Genomic DNA, 20,851 nt, shown 5'->3' on the forward strand with positions numbered 1-20,851 from the left:
GGTCTTTTGTCTATGCGCTTGTAAAGATACTTATTCTCCATGAGAGCAACAACAAAATGCGGATCTTTTTGGGAACGGTTGCAGAAAATGGTAACGGTTGCGAGAACGGTTGTGGGAAAAAAGATGCTTTTTTTCTTGAATTGCCTGCGAATTCACGCTACCTTTACAGCGTGATAAGGGAAGAGCAGGTTCTCTCGGAGAGTACTACTTCCCAACGCCTAAGAATTAAAAACAATACACTACCCAAACCTAAAAAAGATGGAACAAGACAGTAAGTGTCAAGCGAACTGTTCACAGATGGACGACTCGCAGAAAAACAATGCAGAGGGTAAAGTTCCCTTCATCAGCAAGCTCGCCTATGGCATGGGCGACGTGGGCTGCAACTTCAGTTGGATGTTTGTAGGCAACTTCCTCATGATATTCTACACAGACGTGTTTGGAATCAGCATGAGCGCTGTAGCCACCCTGATGCTTATATCCCGATTCTGGGATGCTATCAACGACCCAATCATCGGCGCACTCACCGACAAGACCCATACTCGCTGGGGACGATTCCGCCCATGGCTGCTCTTCGGAGCCCCTATCACGGCACTGGTGCTGATACTCACCTTCTGGGCACACCCCGAATGGAGCCAGACCGCCAAGATCATCTACATGGCAGTGACCTACTGCATCCTGGTACTGGGCTATACCTGCGTCAACCTGCCTTATGGCACTCTCTGCGGAGCCATGACACAGGATATCGACGAGAGAGCCAAACTCAACACCAGCCGCTCGGTAAGCGCGATGATGGCCATCGGCGTAATCAACATCGTAACCGTGCCACTCATCAGCTGGTTTGGCGCCGGCGACACCAAATATGGCTATCTCGCCGTGGCTGTGCTCTATGGCATCATCTTCGCCGCCTGCCATCTGTTCTGTTTCCGCAAAACCAGAGAGGTAGTGGAGATACCTGTGGGTCAGAAGCTCCCGCTGAAGGTACAGCTCTGTGCCATGATGAAGAACAAGCCCTATCTGCTCGCTCTCTTAGGCCAGCTGCTCTTCGGTTTCATCCACTATGGACGCAACGCCGACATGCTCTACTATTTCACTTATGTAGAAGGTTCGGCCACGCTCTTTTCCTTCTATTCGATGGCCATCATCGTGCCAAGTATCATCGGTGCAGCCTGCTTCCCCATGGTATTCAGAAAGACCGGCAACAAGGGTCTGGCTGCAGCCATCTTCGCCTTCCTCACCGGTGTCACGATGATCGCTCTGTACTTCTTCAGTCCCAACGGTAGCGCCATCATGTTCTACCTATTCTCTGCATTGTCATGGTTCTTCTTCTCTGGATTCAACACTGCCATCTATGCCATCATCCCAGACTGCGTGGAATATGGTGAGTGGAAAACGGGCATCAGAAACGATGGATTCCAGTATGCCTTCATCTCTCTGGGCAACAAGATAGGCATGGCGCTCGGCACATCACTTCTCGCCATTGCTCTGGGCAGTGCAGGATATGTAAGCAACGCTGTGCAGAACCCGGAGGTGCTGAGCATCATGCACCATGCCTTCAGCACCATACCAGGAGTGTTATGGATCATCACCGCAGGGTGTCTCTGTCTATACAGACTCAACAAGAAACAATACAACCAGATCATGACAGAACTGGAAAACAAAAAGAAATAAAACTCCATCGGTCATCAGGCCGATGGGTGGGACAAGACAAACGGAAATTGCCCAACACACTAACATTAACGATAACAACTATAAAAAAAACAATACAACTATGAGACAAGCAATATTAGTAGAACCCAAGCGAATCGAGTTTAAGGAAATAGCAGAACCCAAGGCAGCTGACCTGACAGCCCATCAGGTGCTCGTCAACATCAAGCGCATCGGCATCTGCGGCAGTGAGATACACTCTTACCACGGTCTCCACCCCGCCACATTCTATCCAGTGGTACAGGGACATGAGTACTCGGGAGTGGTAGTGGCTGTAGGCAGCGAGGTAACCGTATGCAGCCCCGGTGACCACATCACCGCCCGCCCACAGCTGGTCTGCGGCAAGTGCAACCCCTGTAAACGCGGACAGTATAATGTCTGCGAACATCTGCGTGTACAGGCATTCCAGGCTGACGGCGCAGCCCAGGACCTCTTCGTCGTAGACGATGACCGCGTAGCCAAGTTGCCCGAAGGGATGAGCCTCGACTATGGAGCCATGATAGAACCTGCCGCCGTAGGCGCCCATGCCAGCAACCGCACCGAGGTGAAAGGCAAGAATGTAGTGGTGAGCGGTGCTGGAACCATCGGCAACCTCATCGCCCAGTTCTGTATCGCCCGTGGCGCCAAGAACGTACTGATCACCGACGTGAGCGACCTGCGTCTGGACAAAGCCCGCGAGTGTGGCATCGAGCATACGCTCAACATCACCAAGAAGCCCCTCAAGGCAGCTGCCCAAGAACTCTTCGGCGAAGAAGGCTATCAGGTAGGCTTTGAAGTGGCTGGCGTAGAGGTTTCTATCCGCTCGCTGATGGAGACCATCGAGAAGGGCAGCGACATCGTGGTCGTGGCTGTCTTTGCCAAAGACCCAGCTCTTAGCATGTTTCACCTGGGCGAACACGAACTGCGCCTGATCGGATCGATGATGTACCGCCACGAGGATTATCTCACCGCCATCGACTATGTGAGCAAAGGCATCGTCAACCTCAAGCCTCTCATAAGCAACCGTTTCGCCTTTGAGGAATATGATGACGCATACAGATTCATCGACAGCCATCGCGAGACGAGTATGAAGGTTATCATCGACTTAGACCAGAAACCACAAGAGAAGAAATAGCAGACAGGCAAGAAGAGACAGTCTGCACACCATTGGCAGATACAGAGAAAGGATGTACTGACGTGTGCAGACTGTCCAAAAAGATTGGACCGCAGCAATGGGCACCGCCAGAAAGATGCCCACGCAACGGAAGCCAGACAATGTATCCAGCAATCTAAAACTAAAGACGACAATGGAAAAGAAACAATCAGTAATAGGTATCGGCGAAGCTCTCTTTGACATGCTGCCAAGTGGAAAGAAACTCGGTGGCGCTCCAGCCAACTTCGCCTATCATGTCTCTCAGTTTGGGCTCGACAGTTGGGCTGTCAGCGCAATGGGTGATGACGAGTTGGGCAAGGAACTGGAAAAGGAACTCGACGACCACCATCTCAACTATGAGATAGAAAAGATAGACTACCCTACCGGCACCGTACAGGTGACGCTCGACGCCAATGGAATACCCTGCTATGACATCAAGGAAGGAGCAGCCTGGGACAATATACCCTATACCCCCGCCCTGGACAGATTGGCCAAGAACTGCACCGCCGTCTGCTATGGCTCGCTGGCCCAGCGCAACGAGGTGTCACGCAATACCATCTACCGATTTCTCGACAATATGCCTGAAGAGAAAGAAACTCTCAAAATCTTTGACATCAATCTGCGTCAAGGATTCTATAACAAGGAGATTATCACCGAGAGCATCAAGCGATGCAATATCCTCAAGATCAACGACGAGGAACTGATCACCATAAGCCGCCTCTTCGGCTATCCAGGCATAGACCTGGAGAACAAATGCTGGCTTCTCCTGGGCAAATACAACTTGAAGATGCTCATCCTGACCTGTGGCGTAAACGGCAGCTACGTATTTACACCAGGCGAGATATCATTTATCGAGACACCCAGAGTGGAAGTGGCTGACACCGTGGGCGCCGGCGATTCGTTCACAGGCGCATTTGTGGCAAGCATCCTGAAGGGCAAGAACGTAAGGGAAGCCCACGAACTGGCGGTGAAGGTATCGGCATATGTCTGCACACAGCATGGTGCCATGCCTGTATTGCCCGAAGAATATACCAGATGACACCTCTTCTGCCCCATAGCGGCTGAAAGCGGCCGTGACATTGGGGCAGAATCAGCATGTGTACCGCTGGACTCGGACACACGCAGAGCAGGAAGCGTTATGAGCACTTGTTATGCCAACGACAACCGGGCTTCTGCATTTCCTGTTCGTCAAAGGTTGTGATTAGTTAGGACATTAGTATTTTTGTACATCCAATAAGGATTATTCCGTTGTGAAAACTAATCGGACGGGGGCATTATTTACATTGCTCTCGTCCTTCTTTTTATAATTCAATCTCAGAAACAGAAAAACAGAATTGCTAAATATAATAAAAGATAAACAGCCGCACCTATTCCACCCATTCTCTCTACCATCGCGCACTTCTGCTAAAGAAAAAAGTGGGGAGATGAGGATTGAGGGTCAATGTTTTTTTGTAACTTTGCAGCACATCCGTGGCTGCCCTGTGGCTTTGCGATGGTACATCAAGCCCACGACCTGGGCATCATCAGTCGCGAGCACTACGACTGGTGGTATGACGAGATGATCAAGAAAAATCCACGGGAAGAAGGATGGGGGCAATACGACATCGCCGAACCCATAGGCAGGGAAAATCGTATCAAGTCTATCTCCGAAAAGAGTATACCGAGAACCCAATAACAATCAACTAACACATACAACTATGAAACATCTATTATGTACATTGCTGCTGACATTGACAGTATGCCTCTGCTCAGCCCAGACCGAACACATGAAGTTTAAGGGCATCCCTATGGAAGGAACCCTGCAGTCGTTTACCCTCAAGCTCAAGGCCAAAGGATATGTGCCCTTAGGCACCGAAGACGGAGTGTCGGTGCTGAAAGGCGAATTTGCCGGTTACAAGAATTGCCATATCTATGCCGTGGCCGACAAGAGCGGCATGATATGTCGCGTCTGCGTAGAGTTCCCCAAAATGGACAAGTGGAGTGACCTCGAAAGCTGCTACTCCAGCTATAAGGACATGCTCACCGAGAAATACGGCGAGCCCAAAGTATGTGTGGAGGAATTTCAAAACAAGTATGCAGATGACGACAACAGCCGCATGTACGAAGTTCAGTTTGACCGCTGCAAATACCACAGCACCTTTGCCTGCAAGAACGGAGATATAACCCTCGAGATAACCCATCAGAAATTCGACTGCTTCGTGCAGCTCAGCTACTACGACAAAGCCAACCAGGACAAGCTGAGACAAAACATTATGGAGGATTTGTAAAGTCAAGAGGGCTAAAAACAAAAAAACTCCCACCGAAGCGGGAGTATAGGTTTTACCCTTCGGCATTACTGCCTTATTGTGGTTTGATGTAGGAAACGGACGATATACAACTCTATAGGCCGCATCTATTCTTTAATACCAGTTGTGGTTTGATGTAGGAAACGGACGATATACAACCATCATGGCTCCCAGCCAATTCAATCACGCGTTGTGGTTTGATGTAGAAACAGACAACACGAGATGCCTTTCTCCCCCAAGCGACTCCACCAGCGGATGGAAAAGCGGATGTGACGCCTCCTATATATATAATAAGGCATATATCCGCGCCCAATCCCGCCCCTTTGTGCATGGCAGAAGAAAAAATGGGGATTGAGGGATTGGAGGTCAATGTTTTTTTGTAACTTTGTAGCGTCTCTGTGGCAGACCTGGGGCTTGACAGCGCAAGCAGTTATGGCTGTGGGATAGACACGGAGCGGAAAGAAATGTTATCAAGCGATATTTCTATTTATACTGATATAGTTATGACAAATTCTACAGAGAATCTCTATCAGCTTGACGGTAGAGTGCCATTGGGCAAAGCAGTCCCATTCGGTCTTCAGCATGTACTGGCCATGTTTGTCAGCAACATTGCGCCTATCATGATTCTTGCCAGCGCCATAGGGTTGGACAAATCAGTCAGTGCGGTGCTCGTACAAAACTGTATGGTAATAGCGGGTATAGGTACGCTGGTGCAGCTCTACCCCGTATGGCGGATAGGTTCGCGGCTGCCCATCGTGATGGGTATTTCCTTCACCTTTCTCTCGCTGGCCATCAGCATTGGCGCAGCCTATGGCATGGGCACCCTCATCGGAGCGGTGATTGTGGGCGGCGTGCTGGAAGGACTGCTGGGACTTTTCGCCAAATACTGGATAAAACTGATTCCGCATGTCGTGGCAGCCACTGTGGTGACAGCCATCGGATTCTCGCTGCTGCCGGTGGGAGCCAACTCCTTTGCCGGCGGACTGGGCGCAGCCGACTTCGGCAGCATGGACAACTGGATTGTGGGCAGCGTTACGCTGTTGGCCTGTCTGCTCTGCCAGGTGTTTGCCAAGGGCTTCCTGCGGTCGCTGTCGGTACTCATGGGCCTCATCGCGGGCTATATCCTCGCTCTCTTCATGGGTATGATTGATTACAGTGGACTCAGCGATATATCGATTGTGGCGCTACCCAAGCTGCTGCCCTTTACGCCTGAGTTCAACATCGGCGCGATACTCTCGGTGACGGCGGTCTATCTGGTCTCGGCAACAGAGACGATAGGCGACACATCGGCGCTCTGCAACAGCGCGCTCGGACGCGACCCCAAGCAGAAGGAGATGGGGTCTGCCATCTGCTGCGACGGTTTTGTGAGCAGTGTATCAGGAATCTTCGGCTGTACCCCCATCACCTCGTTCAGCCAGAACGTGGGTCTGGCTGCCATGTCGGGCGTAGTCAACCGTTTCACGATAGGCGTGGGTGCCGTGGTAATGATTGTGGGCGGCATATTCCCGGCTATAGGCTATGTGCTTACCACCATACCCCAGGCCGTACTTGGAGGCTGCACCATCATGATGTTTGGCAGCATCCTCTTTGCCGGTTTCGGCATGATGGCCCGCTCCGGATTCTCTCAGCGCAACATGATTATCGTGAGCCTCTCGCTGAGCGTGGGACTCGGTTTCACCCAGGCCACAGACATGTTCAACATCTTCCCCGAGATTGTGCGTACGGTATTTGCCGACAACTGTGTGGCTGTGGTATTCCTCCTGGCCGTGGTGCTCAATCTGATTCTTCCCAAGGACAAGGAAGACGCTGCTGACAAGCAATAAGGATACAAGACACTCCATTACTGAAGAGACGACAGCCGACGATGGGCCCCACAGCGCCCTGCCGGTTGTCGTCTCTTCGGTTTCAGGGGTCGGCGTGTCTATCATAATCATGAAAAATCAAGCATTTTGCCATTCTTTCGTTGCATAAATCAAAAAAAACTCCTAATTTTGTATACTTTCTGCAATAAACGATAATAACTATGGACGACGACAAGACCAAAGAGGAAACAGACGATATACTGGACAACGACCAGCACTCTGACTATCGCCCCGCCGACCGTTTCGACGCTTCTGCCGTGCATCACCTTTCGGGAATGTACAAGAACTGGTTTCTGGATTACGCCAGCTACGTGATCCTGGAACGTGCCGTACCTCATATCGAGGACGGTCTGAAGCCTGTGCAGCGACGCATACTGCACACCATGAAGCGCATGGACGACGGCAGATATAATAAGGTGGCCAACGTGGTGGGCGAGGCGATGAAGCTGCACCCCCACGGCGACGCGTCGATAAGCGACGCGCTGGTGCAACTGGGCCAGAAGGAGCTGCTCATCGACACCCAGGGCAACTGGGGCAACATACTGACCGGCGACCGTGCTGCTGCCGGACGATACATCGAAGCCCGTCTTACCAAGTTTGCCCTCGACACGGTGTTCAACCCCAAGACCACCGACTGGCAACTGTCGTACGACGGCCGCAACAAGGAGCCTATCACGCTGCCCGTGAAGTATCCGCTACTGCTGGCCCAGGGAGCCGAAGGTATAGCCGTGGGTCTGGCGTCCAAGATTCTGCCCCACAACTTTACCGAGATATGCCAGGCTGCCATAGCCTATCTGCGCGGCGAGAAGTTTGCCCTCTACCCCGACTTCCCCACCGGCGGTTCGATAGACGTATCCAAATATAACGACGGACTGAGAGGCGGAGTGGTCAAGGTGAGAGCCAAGATAGAGCAGGTAGACGGCAAGACGCTCGCCATACGCGACATCCCCTTCACCAAGACCACATCAACTCTGATAGACAGCATCACCAAGGCTATAGAGAAAGGTAAAATCAAGATACGCCGCATCGACGACAATACCGCCGCCGAGGTGGAGATACTGATACACCTGGCGCCGGGCACAAGCCCCGACAAGACCATCGACGCGCTCTATGCCTTCACCGACTGCGAGACCAACATTTCGCCCAACTGCTGCGTAATCAAGGACAACAAACCCTGCTTCCTCACCATCAGCGACGTGCTGACCCACTCGGTCGAGCACACCAAAGACCTGCTGAGGATGGAGCTGGAGATACGCCGCAACGAGCTGCTCGAGCAGCTGTTCTTCATCTCGCTCGAGCGCATCTTCATCGAGGAACGCATGTACAAGGAGACCCGCTTCGAGCAGGCTCCCAACCAGGACGCCGTGGTGGAGTTCCTCGACGAGAAGTTTGCTCCATTCAAGAAGAAGCTGGTGCGCAGCATCACACGCGACGACCTGCTGCGTCTGCTCGAAATCAAGATGCAGCGCATCCTGAAATACAGCAAGGACAAGGCCGACGAACTGCTGGCGCGTATCAAGAAAGAGCTCAAGGAGATAGAGCACGACCTGGCCCACATGACCGACGTGACCATCAACTGGTATGAGTATATCATCGAGAAATATGGCGCCGACCATCCACGCCACACTGAGATACGCAACTTTGACACCATCGAAGCCACCGAGGTAATCGAGGCCACCGAGAAGCTCTACATCAACCGCAGCGACGGCTTCATGGGCACCGGACTCAAGAAAGACGAGTTTGTGTGCAACTGCTCCAAGATAGACGACATCATCATCTTCTACCGCGACGGCAAATACAAGATCGTCAAGGTGGCCGACAAGTTCTTCGTGGGCAAGAACGTAATCTGGGCGCAGGTGTTCAAGAAGAACGATGTGCGCACCATCTTCAACGTGGTCTATCGCGACGGCCGCAAGGGCATGTGCTTCATCAAGCGTTTCTTCGTCAACGGCTGTACCCGTGACCGCGAGTACGACCTGACCCAAGGCACCGAGGGTTCGCGCATCATGTACTTCACTGCCAACCCCAACGGCGAGGCCGAAGTGATAAAGATAACGCTCGAACCCGACTGTACAGCCAAGAAGAAGGCCAATATATTCCTCGAAAAGGATTTCTCCGAAATACTTATCAAGAACCGTACGGCACGAGGCAATATCCTCACCAAGAAGCCCGTACACCGCATCTCGCTCAAGAGCCGCGGCCACTCCACCCTGGGCGGACGCAAGGTGTGGTACGACCCCTATGTGCGACGCATCAACTATGAAGAGCGGGGCAACTACCTCGGAGAGTTCAGCGACGACGACCGTATACTGGTTATCCTCAACGACTACAGCTACTACTTCACCGACTTCGACGCCAACAACCACTATAGCGAGGGCATCGTCGTCATCGAGAAGTGGAATCCCGAGAAGATATGGACCGCCGTGCTCTATGATGCCGACAACAACCGTCTGCTCTACATCAAGCGATTTGCGCTGGAATACTCGCGCAAGCCGCTCAACATCATGGGCGAAAACCCCAAGAGCAAGATGGTGCTGCTCACCGACACGCCCTATCCCCGTCTGAGGGTTACCTTCGAGGGCGTCGATGTCAAGCAGCCACCACTGGAGGTCGAGGCTGCCGACTTCGCCACCATCCGCTCGGTCAAGGCCCACGGCCGCCGACTCACCATCTACAAGGTCAAGACGGTAGAAGAGCTTGAGCCTACCCGCCAACCAGAGCCCGAGCCCACTGCCAGTGACGCCGACGACAGCACCGACGACACCAACCTGGACCCCGATGCCGGCAAGAGCCAGCAGCAGGTCATCGACGAAATCACCGGCCAACTCAGCCTTTTCTCCAATGACGACAATTAAGATCATCCTCCTGGCGCTTCTGGCAGTCGTGCCCTGCTCCATCGCTTGGGCCCAGAGCGAGCGCATAGTCACCAATGCCCGCATGGTGGGCATTGGAGGTGCCGAGGTGCTCGACACCTATCTCTCCCCGCTCCATTACAGGGGCACCGAACTGAGATACATCTCACACACCCTGCGCGAGAAGACCGACACCACGCGCCTCTTCCATGAAATCATCCACCAGGGCAGCCTCTCTCTTCTTGAAAACAAGAGCGGCTACGGTGGCGAGATGGCAGGCAGCTACAATTTCCAGTACGGATGGCACTGGCATCTATGCGATTTCCATTTCAAGGGAAGCACCCTGCGACTCGACGTGGGTGGAAACATCGACGCCAACATAGGTTTCATCTACAACACCCGCAACTCCAACAATCCCGCACAGGCCAGAGCCTATCTCAACCTTACGCCCACAGCCGCCGCCACCTACACCCTGCACTGGCGCCATCCGCTGGCAGTGAGATACGAGGTGTGGCTGCCAGTCGCCGGCGTCATGTTCTCGCCCAATTACGGACAGTCCTACTACGAGATATTCTCCAAGGGCAACTACGACCACAACGTGGTGCCCACCTGGGTAGGCAACGCGCCGTCGATGAGGCAGATGCTCACCGTCGACTACAACCTGTGGGGCACCACCCTGCGCGCCGGCTATCTGGGCGACTACCAGCAAGCCAGCGTCAACCACCTCAAGTCACACATCTACACCCATGCGTTTGTCATCGGTGTGGTGCGCAAGTTCAGTATCCAAAAGATTAAACAGCCATGACCCTTCCACGCCTTTCTTTCTTGTTCCGCCTATGCCTCGCATGTCTTGTCGCCATCAGCATGACCAGCTGCGTAGATGAAGACGAATACACCAACTCGCCGAGCGGCAACTTTGAAGCCCTATGGCGCATCATGGACGAGCACTACTGCTTCTTCAGCCAGAAGGGCATAGACTGGAACGAGGTCTATCAGCGCTACTCACGCCAGATAGACAACCACATGAGCGAGAACCAGCAGTTTGAAGTGCTCTGCAACATGCTCAGCGAATTGCGCGACGGCCATGTCAATCTCTACTCCACCTTCGACATCGGCCGCAACTGGAGTTGGCGCGAAGACTATCCCTCCAACTTCTCCGACACACTCTCCCGACGCTATCTCGGCACCGACTACCGCATCGCGTCGGGCATCAGCTACCGCATCCTCGACGACAACATAGGCTATATGCGCTGCTCCACCTTTGCCAACGGTTTCGGCGAAGGCAACCTCGACGACATCATGGCCTACCTGCTCACCTGCCGCGCCCTCATCATCGACATACGCAGCAACCCCGGTGGAATGATAAGCGCCGCCGAGCAACTGGCTGCCCGCTTTACCGACGAAGACATCCTCGTGGGATATGTGCAGCACAAGACGGGCCGCGGCCACAACGACTTCTCTGCCATGAAGGAGCAGCGGTTGCGCCCGAGCCGCGGCATACGCTGGCACAAGCCGGTGGCAGTGCTCACCAACCGCACCGTCTTCAGCGCCGCCAACGAGTTTGTCAAGTATATGCGCTGCTGTCCACGCGTCATCACCGTGGGCGACCACACCGGTGGCGGAGGCGGCATGCCCTTCAGCAGCGAGCTGCCGTGCGGATGGAGCGTGAGGTTCTCTGCCTGCCCCATCTACGACCGCAACCGCCAGAGCACCGAAGACGGCATAGCCCCCGACCATGTGGTGAGCATTACCGACAGCGACCTCCAGCGTGGCATTGACACCATCATCGAGGAAGCCCGTAAAAAATTGAATGACAGCAAATAAAAACTCACGCATCGTCACGTTTCTCATTTTTTTATCGTAACTTTGCACCATTATTGCGCTTGTGGCGGAATTGGTAGACGCGCCAGACTTAGGATCTGGTGGCTCAGGTCGTGTAGGTTCGAGTCCTATCAGGCGCACCCGCTAATCCTAATTGCTTATCAACAAGCAGTTAGGATTTTTTTGTTTGTTTACCCAAGCCCCATTGGCTGCGCGGTCATCACTCGTGGTCACCCGATGGCCAGGCTGTCAGCCTCTACATTTGATGACACCACTACTGACAGGCTGGAGGAATGTGTAGAGATAGAAGAGGGATAACTTGAAGTGGGCAACAAGCATAATATATTCTGCAAAATGGCTGAGGAGACAACCCTATTCGGAATTTCCGCTATTATTGAATGCTTGGAATGAGAAGCGTTGCTTGAGACCCTAACTACGGGAGTAACCAGAACCAATACAGATTTGATTGAACCAGCTTGTTCAAAGCAATGCCATACTCGGTTAGCCCAATGACCCAATAAATGGCCCAATAAATGACCCAATAAATGTATCTATGTGGCATTATGGAAAAAACGGCGAAAACAGCTATTTATCAGCAAAAAAGTATTATCTTTGCAACCGCTTTTGAAGACAAGCGCAATAATTACGAGACCAAGCGCGATGTCTCCGAAGCCATGCGCAACCGCTTTTGAAGCCATGCACAATGCTTTTGAAACCAAATGCCCTATGTCTGAATCTACATATAGAACAATGGAAATGAAAGATATCGCACGAATACTTAGACTTGCAGTGTGGCGCAGCCATGCTGTGGCTGTGGCGACTGTTGTGGTGAGCATGCTGGCGGCCATTGCCCCAGCGGCGCATGCCAAGGACATCAGCCCGATGGAGGCTGTCAGGATTGCCCGAAGAGTGGTTAACCTGTCGGACGACTGTGCCGCCAAAGCCAGGGCGCAGAGCCGCACGGCGACGCCCATTCCACCTTATTATATATATAACGACGCGCGGGGACAGGGATTTATCATCGTTGCCGGCGACGACGAGATGGGAGAAATCCTGGCCTACAGCAGGGAGGCCACGCTCGACACGCTGACAGCCAACCCCTGCGTCAAACTGCTCTTAGAGGGTTACCGCCAGACCTACGAGGCAATCAAGGAGGGGTGGGTGACCATCAGCCCCAGAACCCGCAGCGCACTCTACACCAAGACCGTAGAGCCGCTGCTGAAGAGCAAGTGGGGACAGTCGCACCCCTTCAACGCCAAGACCGGCTACCCCTACAGCGGATGCGTGGCTACGGCGGTGGCGCAGATGATGTACTACTACCAGTGGCCCGCCCAGGGCAAGGGGAGCAACGAGTATCTCGTCAAGTACTACAACACGACGGTGAGCGCCGACTTCAGCCAGTCGCGCTACGACTGGGCCAACATGCTGCCCGACTACCGCTACCCCATCGCCGCCACGCAGAAGCAGGAAGACGCCGTGGCGCTGCTGATGAGCGACGTGGGCATAGCCTCGTTTATGCAGTACACCCCCGACGCGAGCGGTACCCAGGGACTCTTTGCCTACAAGGCGCTGCAGAAGCACTTCGACTACACCGCTGCCTATGTCACCAAAGCCATAGAGGGCCCCAGCCGCTTTGCCGAGATACTGCGGCAGGAACTGCTCAACGGGTGTCCAGTCTATCTGGACGGACGGCCCGCAGGGACGGCGTCAGGGCACGCCTGGGTGGCCGACGGATTTGACTAGAACGGACTCTTCCACATGAACTTCGGCTGGGAAGGACAGGGCGACGCCTACTACTCGCTCACCAACCTCAACGTGACCGAGACCGGAAGTGAATTCCAAGGCAAGCCGTTGGCCTTCAACCGCGCCCTCACCGCCATCCTCGCCCACCCCAACAACGGCAAATATCCCGACATCGACCGCGGACTGCTGGAGACCTCGCCCCAACTGATGTTCAACGAGGGCGGCTCGCTCTCCATCAAGGGCGCAGACAAGACCTTCAATCCGTCGCAGACGCAGACCGTAGAGGTCAGCTCGTTTGTGAACCGCGGCAACCCCTTCCGTGGCGACATCGGCGTGGCGGTCTACGACGCCCAGGGCAAGTTCTTCCGCGTGGCCTATTCTGACGACCACGCCACCGGCGGACTCACCCAGCGAATCTACGGCGACGGCCTCGACGGATATATGGGCACCGACTATCTCATCAACAAGCCCCAGCCCATCCACCTGAGTCTCGCCCAGCTCGCCGATGGCTACTACCGCCTCATCGCCGTATGCACCGCCCGCAAGGACGACGGTTCGTGGGACGATTTCTTCCCCATAAAGAAGGCGCCCATCATCGAGGTGGAACTGAGCAACGGCTCCGCACGCATCTCGGAAATCTGTTCGGAGGAAGCGCGGTTCCAGCTGATGGGCCAGCCCCGTCTCTCTGACGAAGCCTATCAGGGCGAGAAGGTGGTGGCGTTCTTCCCCGTGAAAAATCTCAATGGCGTGCCGCGCGACTGTTATCTGAGGGTGAGGCTGCTCGATGCCGACAGGACAGTGGTGCTCGACACGCGTGTGGACGCACTGACCGAAATCGAGGGCTTCACCGAGACCGAGATACCCATCACCCTCTCCATCCCCGCCTCACTCGCCCCAGCGCGCTACGAGGTGCAGCTCGAGATGACGGGCGACGAGGCAGAGACGCTCCACTACCCCATCCTCAACATCCACGACCGCGATGCCGCCTATATCGATGTGGTCAAGGGACAGGACAGACCGATTATGGCCAAGGCGGAGATATTCCTGGCCGACGACTCCAACTCCAAGGTCGAGTCGGGAAGCATCGACATCACCAGGATGCCGCTCTTCAAACTCGGAGTGTCGCTACGCGCAACCGAAGGACGCAGCTACGAGGGCTACGTATATATGTTTGGCGAAGACACGCTGACCCATGAGACCATCCAGATACCGGGTATCGAGGATAATGTCAGCGTCCATTCATCGTTTGATGTGCCGCTCTTCAGCTACTGGTTGCGTCAGAGCAACCAGCCCTTTGCCGACGGCCACACCTATCGCATCTATGTCACCGGCAAGACCGACGGCAACGATGTGGCGCTGACCTCGCCCAAGGCGCCGGCTTACTACCTCAAGCGCGAGGGCAACATCTTCTCCATCTATAGCGGCACCGCCACAGCCATTGACGACGCCCCGACCACGGTGCCCACAGTGAGCCTCAGCGTCGGTCAGCTTGCGGTGAGCGCCGAGGGGATCAGAGCCATACGGCTCTACAGCGTGAGTGGCACGATGGTCGGCCAGGCACCAGCCACCGATGCCCGCCGCGCCGAGCTCTCCCTCCAGGGTCTCGCCCAGGGCGTCTACCTCCTGCGGATAGAGGCTGGAGCGCGCACCACCACCTATCGGTTCATGCACCGCACCGCCGCCCCTCTGCGATAGCCACTGCGACAGCAGTCCACCGTCACCGCCACCACGGCGCAACCATAGCCATCCCCCCTGCCCAACGACAGGCAGCGGGGATGGCTTTTTTGCGTCGCCGCCACCAGCCACCCAAGCACCGCCACCCGCTCCGCCTCGCCCCTCATGCCGCAGGGTCAGCCAGAGGGCGTCATCGCCATCACCTCTACCACCATGGCCAGCTCGTACCTTATGTCACGAGCCCTCGCATCATAAGTCACGAGCCCACGTTTCAGAAGGCACGAGCCCACGTATCATATGTTACGAGCCAGCCGTGATGATTGCGCAAGTCGGGATGGCGGTCAACAGGGTAGCGGCAATGCCCATCACGCTCCGCGAAATCGCCATGGGCGACATGGCGTGGGTTACGGGAGTTGCGCTGACAGCAAGAGGCGCAGTGACGCCCCACAGCGATGCCCACCTGCCGACAACGACATTGACCCACAAGCCCCATCCCGGCCTTCCCCAAGGGGAAGGAGTGCACCACAACCTCCTCAAACACAACGGGAATGAACTCCCTCCCCTTGGGGAGGGCTGGGGAGGGGCTCCCAATAAACAGCTGTTTTTTTACCGCCAACGGCGGACTTTTTTTACGGCCAAGGGCCGCTTTTTTTACCGTCGCGGCGGCTGTCGTCATGCACGGCATGACGGTGGGGATGGTGGAGACGGCAAGGAGGAAAACTCGTTTTCCGACTGTCGGCACCGCCATCCACGCCAAGGCGAAGCCGACAGCCACAGCCACGGCTTTTTGTATTTATATCAACCTATTATAGAAGTATCCATTAATGGATTTACCCCGCAATCGGCCCTCCGCAAGCAGCAGCAACTCTGTAGGAGTTGCGTTTCCCCAGCCCAGGGTTGCGGGCGAAGCACGCTACCCTGGGTAACTGCCCCCACTAACCTGGCAACTCTGTAGAAGCTGCGATTAGCCGTAGGCGTTACCCTCACCAGGACAATTGGCAGGAATGGATAGGAAAATACCATTAAACTGAGTATAACGCCTTCGGCTAAACGCAACTCCTACAGAGTAGCTACACCTTATTATATCTGTACCCAGGGTAGAGGCGCTGCGCACCTCAACCCTGGGCTATGAAATCGCAACTCCTACAGAGTTGCCAGGGGTGCGCACCATCCACTATAGAAGCCCCACCCCAGCCTTCCCCAAGAGGAAGGAGTGCCACCAAATCACTTCAAACACAGCAAGAATGAACTCCCGCACCTTGGGGATGACTGGGGAGGGGTTTTCTAAACGGCTGGGGAGATGCTTTCAATAAGCAGCTGTTTTTTTACCGCCAACGGCGGATTTTTTTTACGGCCAATGGCCGCTTTTTTTACCGTCGCGGCGGCTGTCGTCATGCACGGCATGACGGTGGGGATGGTGGAGACGGCAAGGAGGAAAACTCGTTTTCCGACTGTCGGCACCACCATCCACGCCAAGGCGAAGCCGACAGCCACAGCCACGGCTTTTTGTATTTACTTCATCCCCTTATAGACGCAATAAATAGTGGATAAAACGCGCAATTGGCCCTCCGCAAGCAGCAGCCACGGTTTTTTGTGTCTGCATCGGCAAAGCACTGCCCGCAATGGGCCAATCGGCACCGCCATATCGGGCATAAAATGAGCTGACGACAAGCTCCGAGGAGCCATTGTTGATTTTTTTTAAGATATTTTTATCAATTTATTTTCCGTATCAATATATTTCATTATATTTGCACCATCGTTATTATAACGATTAACTAAGAACATACATTACTAACCAATTAAATTTATCTTAATGAACAACATTCCTTTAGTATTTTGGCTCATCCCGATTGCCAGCGTAGTGGCTCTGGGTATGGCATGGTACTTCTTCCGTTCGATGATGAAAGAAGAAGAGGGCACAGACCGTATGAAAGAAATTGCCGAGCACGTCAGGAAAGGCGCAATGGCCTATCTGAAGCAGCAGTACAAGGTCGTGACCATCGTATTCATAGTGCTTGCCATCGTATTTGCCTTCATGGCTTACGTGCTGAAAGTGCAGAACCCCTGGGTTCCGTTTGCATTCCTTACCGGTGGACTCTTCTCGGGTCTGGCAGGCTTCTTCGGCATGAAGACCGCCACTTACGCATCGGCCCGCACAGCCAACGGCGCACGCACGAGTCTGGACAAGGGACTGAAGATAGCCTTCCGCAGCGGTGCCGTGATGGGTCTCGTCGTTGTAGGTCTCGGCCTGCTCGATATCGCTATATGGTTTATTGTTCTCAACGCCGTCTATGAAGGAGAGGGCACCGCTCTCATCACCATAACCACGACCATGCTTACCTTCGGAATGGGTGCCTCTACCCAGGCGCTCTTTGCCCGTGTAGGCGGAGGTATCTATACCAAGGCTGCCGACGTGGGTGCCGACCTTGTGGGTAAGGTCGAGGCCAATATCCCTGAAGACGACCCCCGCAACCCCGCTACCATCGCCGACAATGTGGGCGACAATGTGGGCGACGTTGCCGGTATGGGCGCCGACCTCTACGAGAGCTACTGCGGTTCGATACTCTCTACCGCCGCTCTGGGTGCCACAGCCTTTGCCATGAACGATGACATGCAGCTCCGCGCCGTCATCGCTCCTATGATTATCGCCGCCATCGGCATCTTCCTCTCCCTCATCGGCATCTTCCTGGTGCGCACCAAGGAGGGAGCCACCATGAAGGAACTGCTCCACTCGCTGGGCCTGGGTACCAACGTCAGCGCAGGTCTGATAGCCGTGGCTACCTTCGCCATACTCTATCTCCTGGGTATCGACAACTGGCTCGGCCTCTCCTTCTCTGTCATCAGCGGTCTTGTAGCCGGTGTCATCATCGGTCAGGCTACCGAGTACTACACCTCTCACAGCTACACGCCGACACAGCAGATAGCCGAGGCTTCGCAGACAGGTCCTGCCACCGTCATCATCAAGGGTATAGGAACGGGTATGATATCGACCATGATTCCCGTGCTCACCATCTCAGTGGCCATCATGCTCAGCTATCTCTGCGCCAATGGCTTTGATATGTCTCTGTCTGCCCACTCTATCAGCACCGGTCTCTACGGTATCGGTATCGCCGCTGTGGGTATGCTCTCCACACTGGGTATCACACTTGCCACCGACGCCTATGGTCCTATCGCCGACAATGCCGGAGGCAACGCCGAAATGAGCGGTCTGGGTAAGGAAGTGCGTGAGCGCACCGACGCCCTCGACGCCCTCGGCAATACCACCGCCGCCACCGGCAAGGGCTTTGCCATCGGTTCGGCTGCCCTCACCGCCCTCGCACTGCTTGCCTCTTATATTGAGGAAATCAAGATTGCCATGGTACGTGCCGTGGAAAACGGCAAACAGTATTTCGACGCCGCTGGTGAGGTGTTTGACCCCGTCAACGCCACCACGATAGACTTCATCGAGTTCTTCCAGGTCAATCTCATCAACCCCAAGGTGCTCGTAGGTGCATTCCTCGGCGCCATGGCAGCCTTCCTCTTCTGTGGACTCACCATGGGAGCCGTAGGCCGCGCTGCCGGGTCGATGGTACAGGAGGTTCGCCGCCAGTTCCGCGTCATCAAGGGCATCCTTGAGGGCAAGGCTACTCCCGACTACGGCCGCTGCGTAGAGATAAGCACACGCAGTGCCCAGCGCGAGATGATTCTGCCGTCGCTGCTGGCCATCATCATCCCCATCGTCATCGGTCTGGTGCTTGGCGTAGCCGGCGTACTGGGTCTGCTCACCGGTGGACTTGCTGCAGGTTTCACCCTCGCCGTGTTCATGTCCAACTCTGGCGGTGCATGGGACAATGCCAAGAAGATGATAGAAGAAGGCAACTTCGGAGGCAAGGGAAGCGAAGACCACAAGGCCACCATCGTAGGCGACACCGTGGGAGACCCGTTCAAGGACACATCCGGCCCATCGCTCAACATCCTCATCAAGCTCATGTCGATGGTAAGTATCGTCATGGCAGGCCTCACCATCGCCTTCCTGTAAGGCTCGAGCCTGCTACCCCATAAAGCGGAAGTCTGCATATCGCCCACCAGGGCATATGCAGACTTCTTGGTTATGACATTTAGGAGCCCATACAGATTGATACCCACACTGTCACATCAGCCACGTTCATCCTCATCCAAGCCGTCGGCAACTACAATTCGACCGCCAACAGGTTCGGGGCTCAAGATAACAGGCTCAGACTGCTCTGCGACATGGATATCGTTGCTGGAAAAGTGCTTATTACATTTCTTGAGCAACTCTTTTTGCATATTTGGTATTAATTTTGGTACCAAAATGGTTGCCAATTGGAATATTATAACTATCTTTGTAGCGTAAACAAAATAAACAATTGTCATGACGATAGTTAGTGCAAGAGACTTTAGAGCCAACCAGGGCAAATACTTCTCCATGGTGAACTCCGGTGAACAAGTGATATTGAAATCACGTGAAGGCAGTTTCCGTCTGCTTCCAGTTACTTCTTCCGACTCCGTTGCGGAGAGTACACAAGATATTGCGGCCGACCTAAGGGGAGCTCTCAGAGAACTGAAGGATGTCATTGCAGGCAAGAAAGAGCTGAACACACTTGACAAGTTGATTGATGAACTATAGAATCACAACATCAAGTTATTTCAATGTGACAGCGAAGAGGCTTGCAAAGCAATATCCTTCATTCAAGGATGACCTGACCAACTTTGGAAAGTCGCTCCTCGAGAACCCGTTACAAGGTGCAGAACTGGCTCCTGGCATCCGTAAGATAAGAATGGCCATCAAGTCCAAAAGCAAAGGAAAAGCCGGCGGAGCAAGGGTCATCACTTATAACTTCATCACAAAGGAGATGGATGGAGAAATAGTGCTGCTGCTCATCTATGACAAAGAGGATGCAGCAACGGCAAAGGTCAATGTGCTCAAACAAATCATTAAGGAAGAAGGCTACCCCATCGGATGACTCGTAACGAGCCACATTGCCAGTAACAGACATTCATGCGAAACCGATGATACCATGACGGATGGTATCATCGGTTTTTATTGTTCCTCCTGCAAGAACAAACATGCGGGGCTGCCAACAGAGTCACGCTGCGGTGGATATATCGACGAAGAGCGAAGACGGGGCGGCGCCTACGAGAGACCCTATCATCAGGGAAGCAACCGCGAGGGGCGGAAAAGCGAAAGGGATGCCCGCAGACATCCCTTCAGACTGGCCGTGTGGCCATTTATACTTTCCAAGTCTTAGGCAGATGGCGCTTTACGCTCATGACTGCCGATGCCACAGAGGGCGGAAGCGGGTCGAGCATCATCTCGCGCAGCGTGATATGGAGTTCGCGCAGCAGCTCGGGATAATGGCGGCACAGCTCATAAGCCAGTTTGACACACAGGGCACGGCAGGCAGCCGTCTCGCGTGGCTGCAGGGCGTGGTCGAAACAGAAGTTGAGCAGGTCGATGCGGACATCATCGGCGCCAAACGGCAATCGGCTGACGAGGCAGAGCAGCATACGTCTTCTGCCGCTCACCTCCTCTGCCACAGTTCTGGCAATCAGGTCGGCGCGGTGGGTCTCCAGCCATACGTCCTCGCTCTTGGGCAGGTGGTTGAGAAGCCACAGGGCGTTGGTTGCGGTGCGGCTGTCGTCGCTGTCCATCAACTGGTAGACCATGTTCATCAGCCCCTCATTGCCAGTACACTCGGCGCATAGGGCTTCTATCTCGGCGGCTCCATGAGAATGGGCGAGCCGGGCTGCCCAATAGTCTGCGCAGGCAGTCTCCAC

General features: G+C 54.4%; 18 protein-coding genes and 1 tRNA gene. 16 read left to right on the forward strand and 3 right to left on the reverse strand.

From position 1 onward, the window contains the following. Positions 1-258 precede the first annotated feature (258 nt). The 13 genes from CIK95_RS11270 to CIK95_RS13500 all read left to right on the forward strand — a co-directional run bounded on the left by CIK95_RS11270 (position 259) and on the right by CIK95_RS13500 (position 15,094). The gene (locus CIK95_RS11270; protein ID WP_254046463.1) at positions 259-1,668 is read left to right on the forward strand and encodes an MFS transporter; all 1,410 of its coding nucleotides are present in this window, start codon (positions 259-261) and stop codon (positions 1,666-1,668) included. A gap of 100 nt (positions 1,669-1,768) precedes the next feature. Beyond that, the gene (locus CIK95_RS11275) at positions 1,769-2,818 is read left to right on the forward strand and encodes a zinc-binding dehydrogenase (protein ID WP_094467030.1); all 1,050 of its coding nucleotides are present in this window, start codon (positions 1,769-1,771) and stop codon (positions 2,816-2,818) included. 172 nt (positions 2,819-2,990) lie between these two features. Further along, positions 2,991-3,875 (forward strand): carbohydrate kinase, encoded by an 885-nt coding sequence (locus CIK95_RS11280; RefSeq protein ID WP_094467031.1) that lies wholly within the window; start codon positions 2,991-2,993, stop codon positions 3,873-3,875. A gap of 453 nt (positions 3,876-4,328) precedes the next feature. Beyond that, a complete protein-coding gene (locus tag CIK95_RS11285) occupies positions 4,329-4,511 on the forward strand; it encodes a hypothetical protein (protein ID WP_094467032.1) in 183 nt (60 codons plus the stop codon). A 22-nt stretch (positions 4,512-4,533) separates the two neighbouring features. Next, entirely contained in the window at positions 4,534-5,103 is a 570-nt protein-coding gene (locus CIK95_RS11290) for a hypothetical protein (protein ID WP_094467033.1), read from the forward strand. A gap of 521 nt (positions 5,104-5,624) precedes the next feature. Then, positions 5,625-6,944, forward strand: a complete 1,320-nt coding sequence (locus CIK95_RS11295; RefSeq protein ID WP_094467034.1) for a nucleobase:cation symporter-2 family protein — start codon at positions 5,625-5,627, stop codon at positions 6,942-6,944. Between the two features lie 200 nt (positions 6,945-7,144). After that, entirely contained in the window at positions 7,145-9,838 is a 2,694-nt protein-coding gene (locus tag CIK95_RS11300) for a DNA gyrase/topoisomerase IV subunit A (protein WP_094467035.1), read from the forward strand. Then, entirely contained in the window at positions 9,825-10,640 is an 816-nt protein-coding gene (locus CIK95_RS11305; protein ID WP_094384795.1) for a DUF3316 domain-containing protein, read from the forward strand. The genes CIK95_RS11300 and CIK95_RS11305 overlap by 14 nt, the downstream gene beginning before the upstream one ends. Further along, positions 10,637-11,659: a S41 family peptidase gene (locus CIK95_RS11310; RefSeq protein ID WP_094467036.1), complete on the forward strand. Its 1,023-nt coding sequence runs from the start codon at positions 10,637-10,639 to the stop codon at positions 11,657-11,659. The genes CIK95_RS11305 and CIK95_RS11310 overlap by 4 nt, the downstream gene beginning before the upstream one ends. 55 nt (positions 11,660-11,714) lie before the next feature. Beyond that, positions 11,715-11,796: transfer RNA gene (locus CIK95_RS11315), tRNA-Leu, on the forward strand. A 423-nt stretch (positions 11,797-12,219) separates the two neighbouring features. Continuing rightward, positions 12,220-12,348: a hypothetical protein gene (locus tag CIK95_RS13580; protein WP_256387338.1), complete on the forward strand. Its 129-nt coding sequence runs from the start codon at positions 12,220-12,222 to the stop codon at positions 12,346-12,348. 58 nt (positions 12,349-12,406) lie between these two features. After that, a complete protein-coding gene (locus CIK95_RS13495; protein WP_254046079.1) occupies positions 12,407-13,399 on the forward strand; it encodes a C10 family peptidase in 993 nt (330 codons plus the stop codon). 15 nt (positions 13,400-13,414) lie between these two features. After that, positions 13,415-15,094 (forward strand): T9SS type A sorting domain-containing protein, encoded by a 1,680-nt coding sequence (locus CIK95_RS13500; protein ID WP_254046464.1) that lies wholly within the window; start codon positions 13,415-13,417, stop codon positions 15,092-15,094. 1,263 nt (positions 15,095-16,357) lie between these two features. Here CIK95_RS13500 and CIK95_RS12945 read toward each other — a convergent pair. Further along, positions 16,358-16,573 (reverse strand): hypothetical protein, encoded by a 216-nt coding sequence (locus tag CIK95_RS12945; protein ID WP_144007817.1) that lies wholly within the window; start codon positions 16,571-16,573, stop codon positions 16,358-16,360. 313 nt (positions 16,574-16,886) lie between these two features. On the opposite strand from CIK95_RS12945, the gene CIK95_RS11330 reads away from it, so the two are divergent. Then, positions 16,887-19,091 (forward strand): sodium-translocating pyrophosphatase, encoded by a 2,205-nt coding sequence (locus CIK95_RS11330; protein WP_022311732.1) that lies wholly within the window; start codon positions 16,887-16,889, stop codon positions 19,089-19,091. 116 nt (positions 19,092-19,207) lie between these two features. Here CIK95_RS11330 and CIK95_RS11335 read toward each other — a convergent pair whose 3' ends face one another. Further along, the gene (locus CIK95_RS11335; RefSeq protein WP_094467038.1) at positions 19,208-19,447 is read right to left on the reverse strand and encodes a hypothetical protein; all 240 of its coding nucleotides are present in this window, start codon (positions 19,445-19,447) and stop codon (positions 19,208-19,210) included. On the opposite strand from CIK95_RS11335, the gene CIK95_RS11340 reads away from it, so the two are divergent. Both CIK95_RS11340 and CIK95_RS11345 read left to right on the forward strand, forming a co-directional pair. After that, positions 19,446-19,700, forward strand: a complete 255-nt coding sequence (locus CIK95_RS11340; protein ID WP_094384785.1) for a type II toxin-antitoxin system Phd/YefM family antitoxin — start codon at positions 19,446-19,448, stop codon at positions 19,698-19,700. The two genes, CIK95_RS11335 and CIK95_RS11340, sit on opposite strands and share 2 nt — an antisense overlap. Continuing rightward, positions 19,690-20,037, forward strand: coding sequence for a hypothetical protein (locus CIK95_RS11345; RefSeq protein WP_022311735.1), 348 nt, complete (start codon positions 19,690-19,692; stop codon positions 20,035-20,037). The genes CIK95_RS11340 and CIK95_RS11345 overlap by 11 nt, the downstream gene beginning before the upstream one ends. A 265-nt stretch (positions 20,038-20,302) precedes the next feature. Here CIK95_RS11345 and CIK95_RS11350 read toward each other — a convergent pair whose 3' ends face one another. Continuing rightward, on the reverse strand, positions 20,303-20,851 hold the full coding sequence (locus CIK95_RS11350; protein WP_144007818.1) for a hypothetical protein: 549 nt from the start codon (positions 20,849-20,851) through the stop codon (positions 20,303-20,305).

Origin of the sequence: Prevotella sp. P5-108, from assembly GCF_002251385.1 — a bacterium.
GTDB lineage: Bacteria > Bacteroidota > Bacteroidia > Bacteroidales > Bacteroidaceae > Prevotella.

Coding starts and splice junctions, on each gene's coding strand:
- CIK95_RS11270 (WP_254046463.1), top strand. CDS start 259: ATGGAACAAGACAGTAAGTGTCAAGCGAACTGTTCACAGATGGACGAC.
- CIK95_RS13495 (WP_254046079.1), top strand. CDS start 12,407: ATGGAAATGAAAGATATCGCACGAATACTTAGACTTGCAGTGTGGCGC.
- CIK95_RS13580 (WP_256387338.1), top strand. CDS start 12,220: ATGGAAAAAACGGCGAAAACAGCTATTTATCAGCAAAAAAGTATTATC.
- CIK95_RS11300 (WP_094467035.1), top strand. CDS start 7,145: ATGGACGACGACAAGACCAAAGAGGAAACAGACGATATACTGGACAAC.
- CIK95_RS11275 (WP_094467030.1), top strand. CDS start 1,769: ATGAGACAAGCAATATTAGTAGAACCCAAGCGAATCGAGTTTAAGGAA.
- CIK95_RS11295 (WP_094467034.1), top strand. CDS start 5,625: ATGACAAATTCTACAGAGAATCTCTATCAGCTTGACGGTAGAGTGCCA.
- CIK95_RS11280 (WP_094467031.1), top strand. CDS start 2,991: ATGGAAAAGAAACAATCAGTAATAGGTATCGGCGAAGCTCTCTTTGAC.
- CIK95_RS11310 (WP_094467036.1), top strand. CDS start 10,637: ATGACCCTTCCACGCCTTTCTTTCTTGTTCCGCCTATGCCTCGCATGT.
- CIK95_RS11335 (WP_094467038.1), bottom strand. CDS start 19,447: ATGACAATTGTTTATTTTGTTTACGCTACAAAGATAGTTATAATATTC.
- CIK95_RS11305 (WP_094384795.1), top strand. CDS start 9,825: ATGACGACAATTAAGATCATCCTCCTGGCGCTTCTGGCAGTCGTGCCC.
- CIK95_RS11330 (WP_022311732.1), top strand. CDS start 16,887: ATGAACAACATTCCTTTAGTATTTTGGCTCATCCCGATTGCCAGCGTA.
- CIK95_RS13500 (WP_254046464.1), top strand. CDS start 13,415: ATGAACTTCGGCTGGGAAGGACAGGGCGACGCCTACTACTCGCTCACC.
- CIK95_RS11285 (WP_094467032.1), top strand. CDS start 4,329: ATGGTACATCAAGCCCACGACCTGGGCATCATCAGTCGCGAGCACTAC.
- CIK95_RS11340 (WP_094384785.1), top strand. CDS start 19,446: ATGACGATAGTTAGTGCAAGAGACTTTAGAGCCAACCAGGGCAAATAC.
- CIK95_RS11290 (WP_094467033.1), top strand. CDS start 4,534: ATGAAACATCTATTATGTACATTGCTGCTGACATTGACAGTATGCCTC.
- CIK95_RS11345 (WP_022311735.1), top strand. CDS start 19,690: ATGAACTATAGAATCACAACATCAAGTTATTTCAATGTGACAGCGAAG.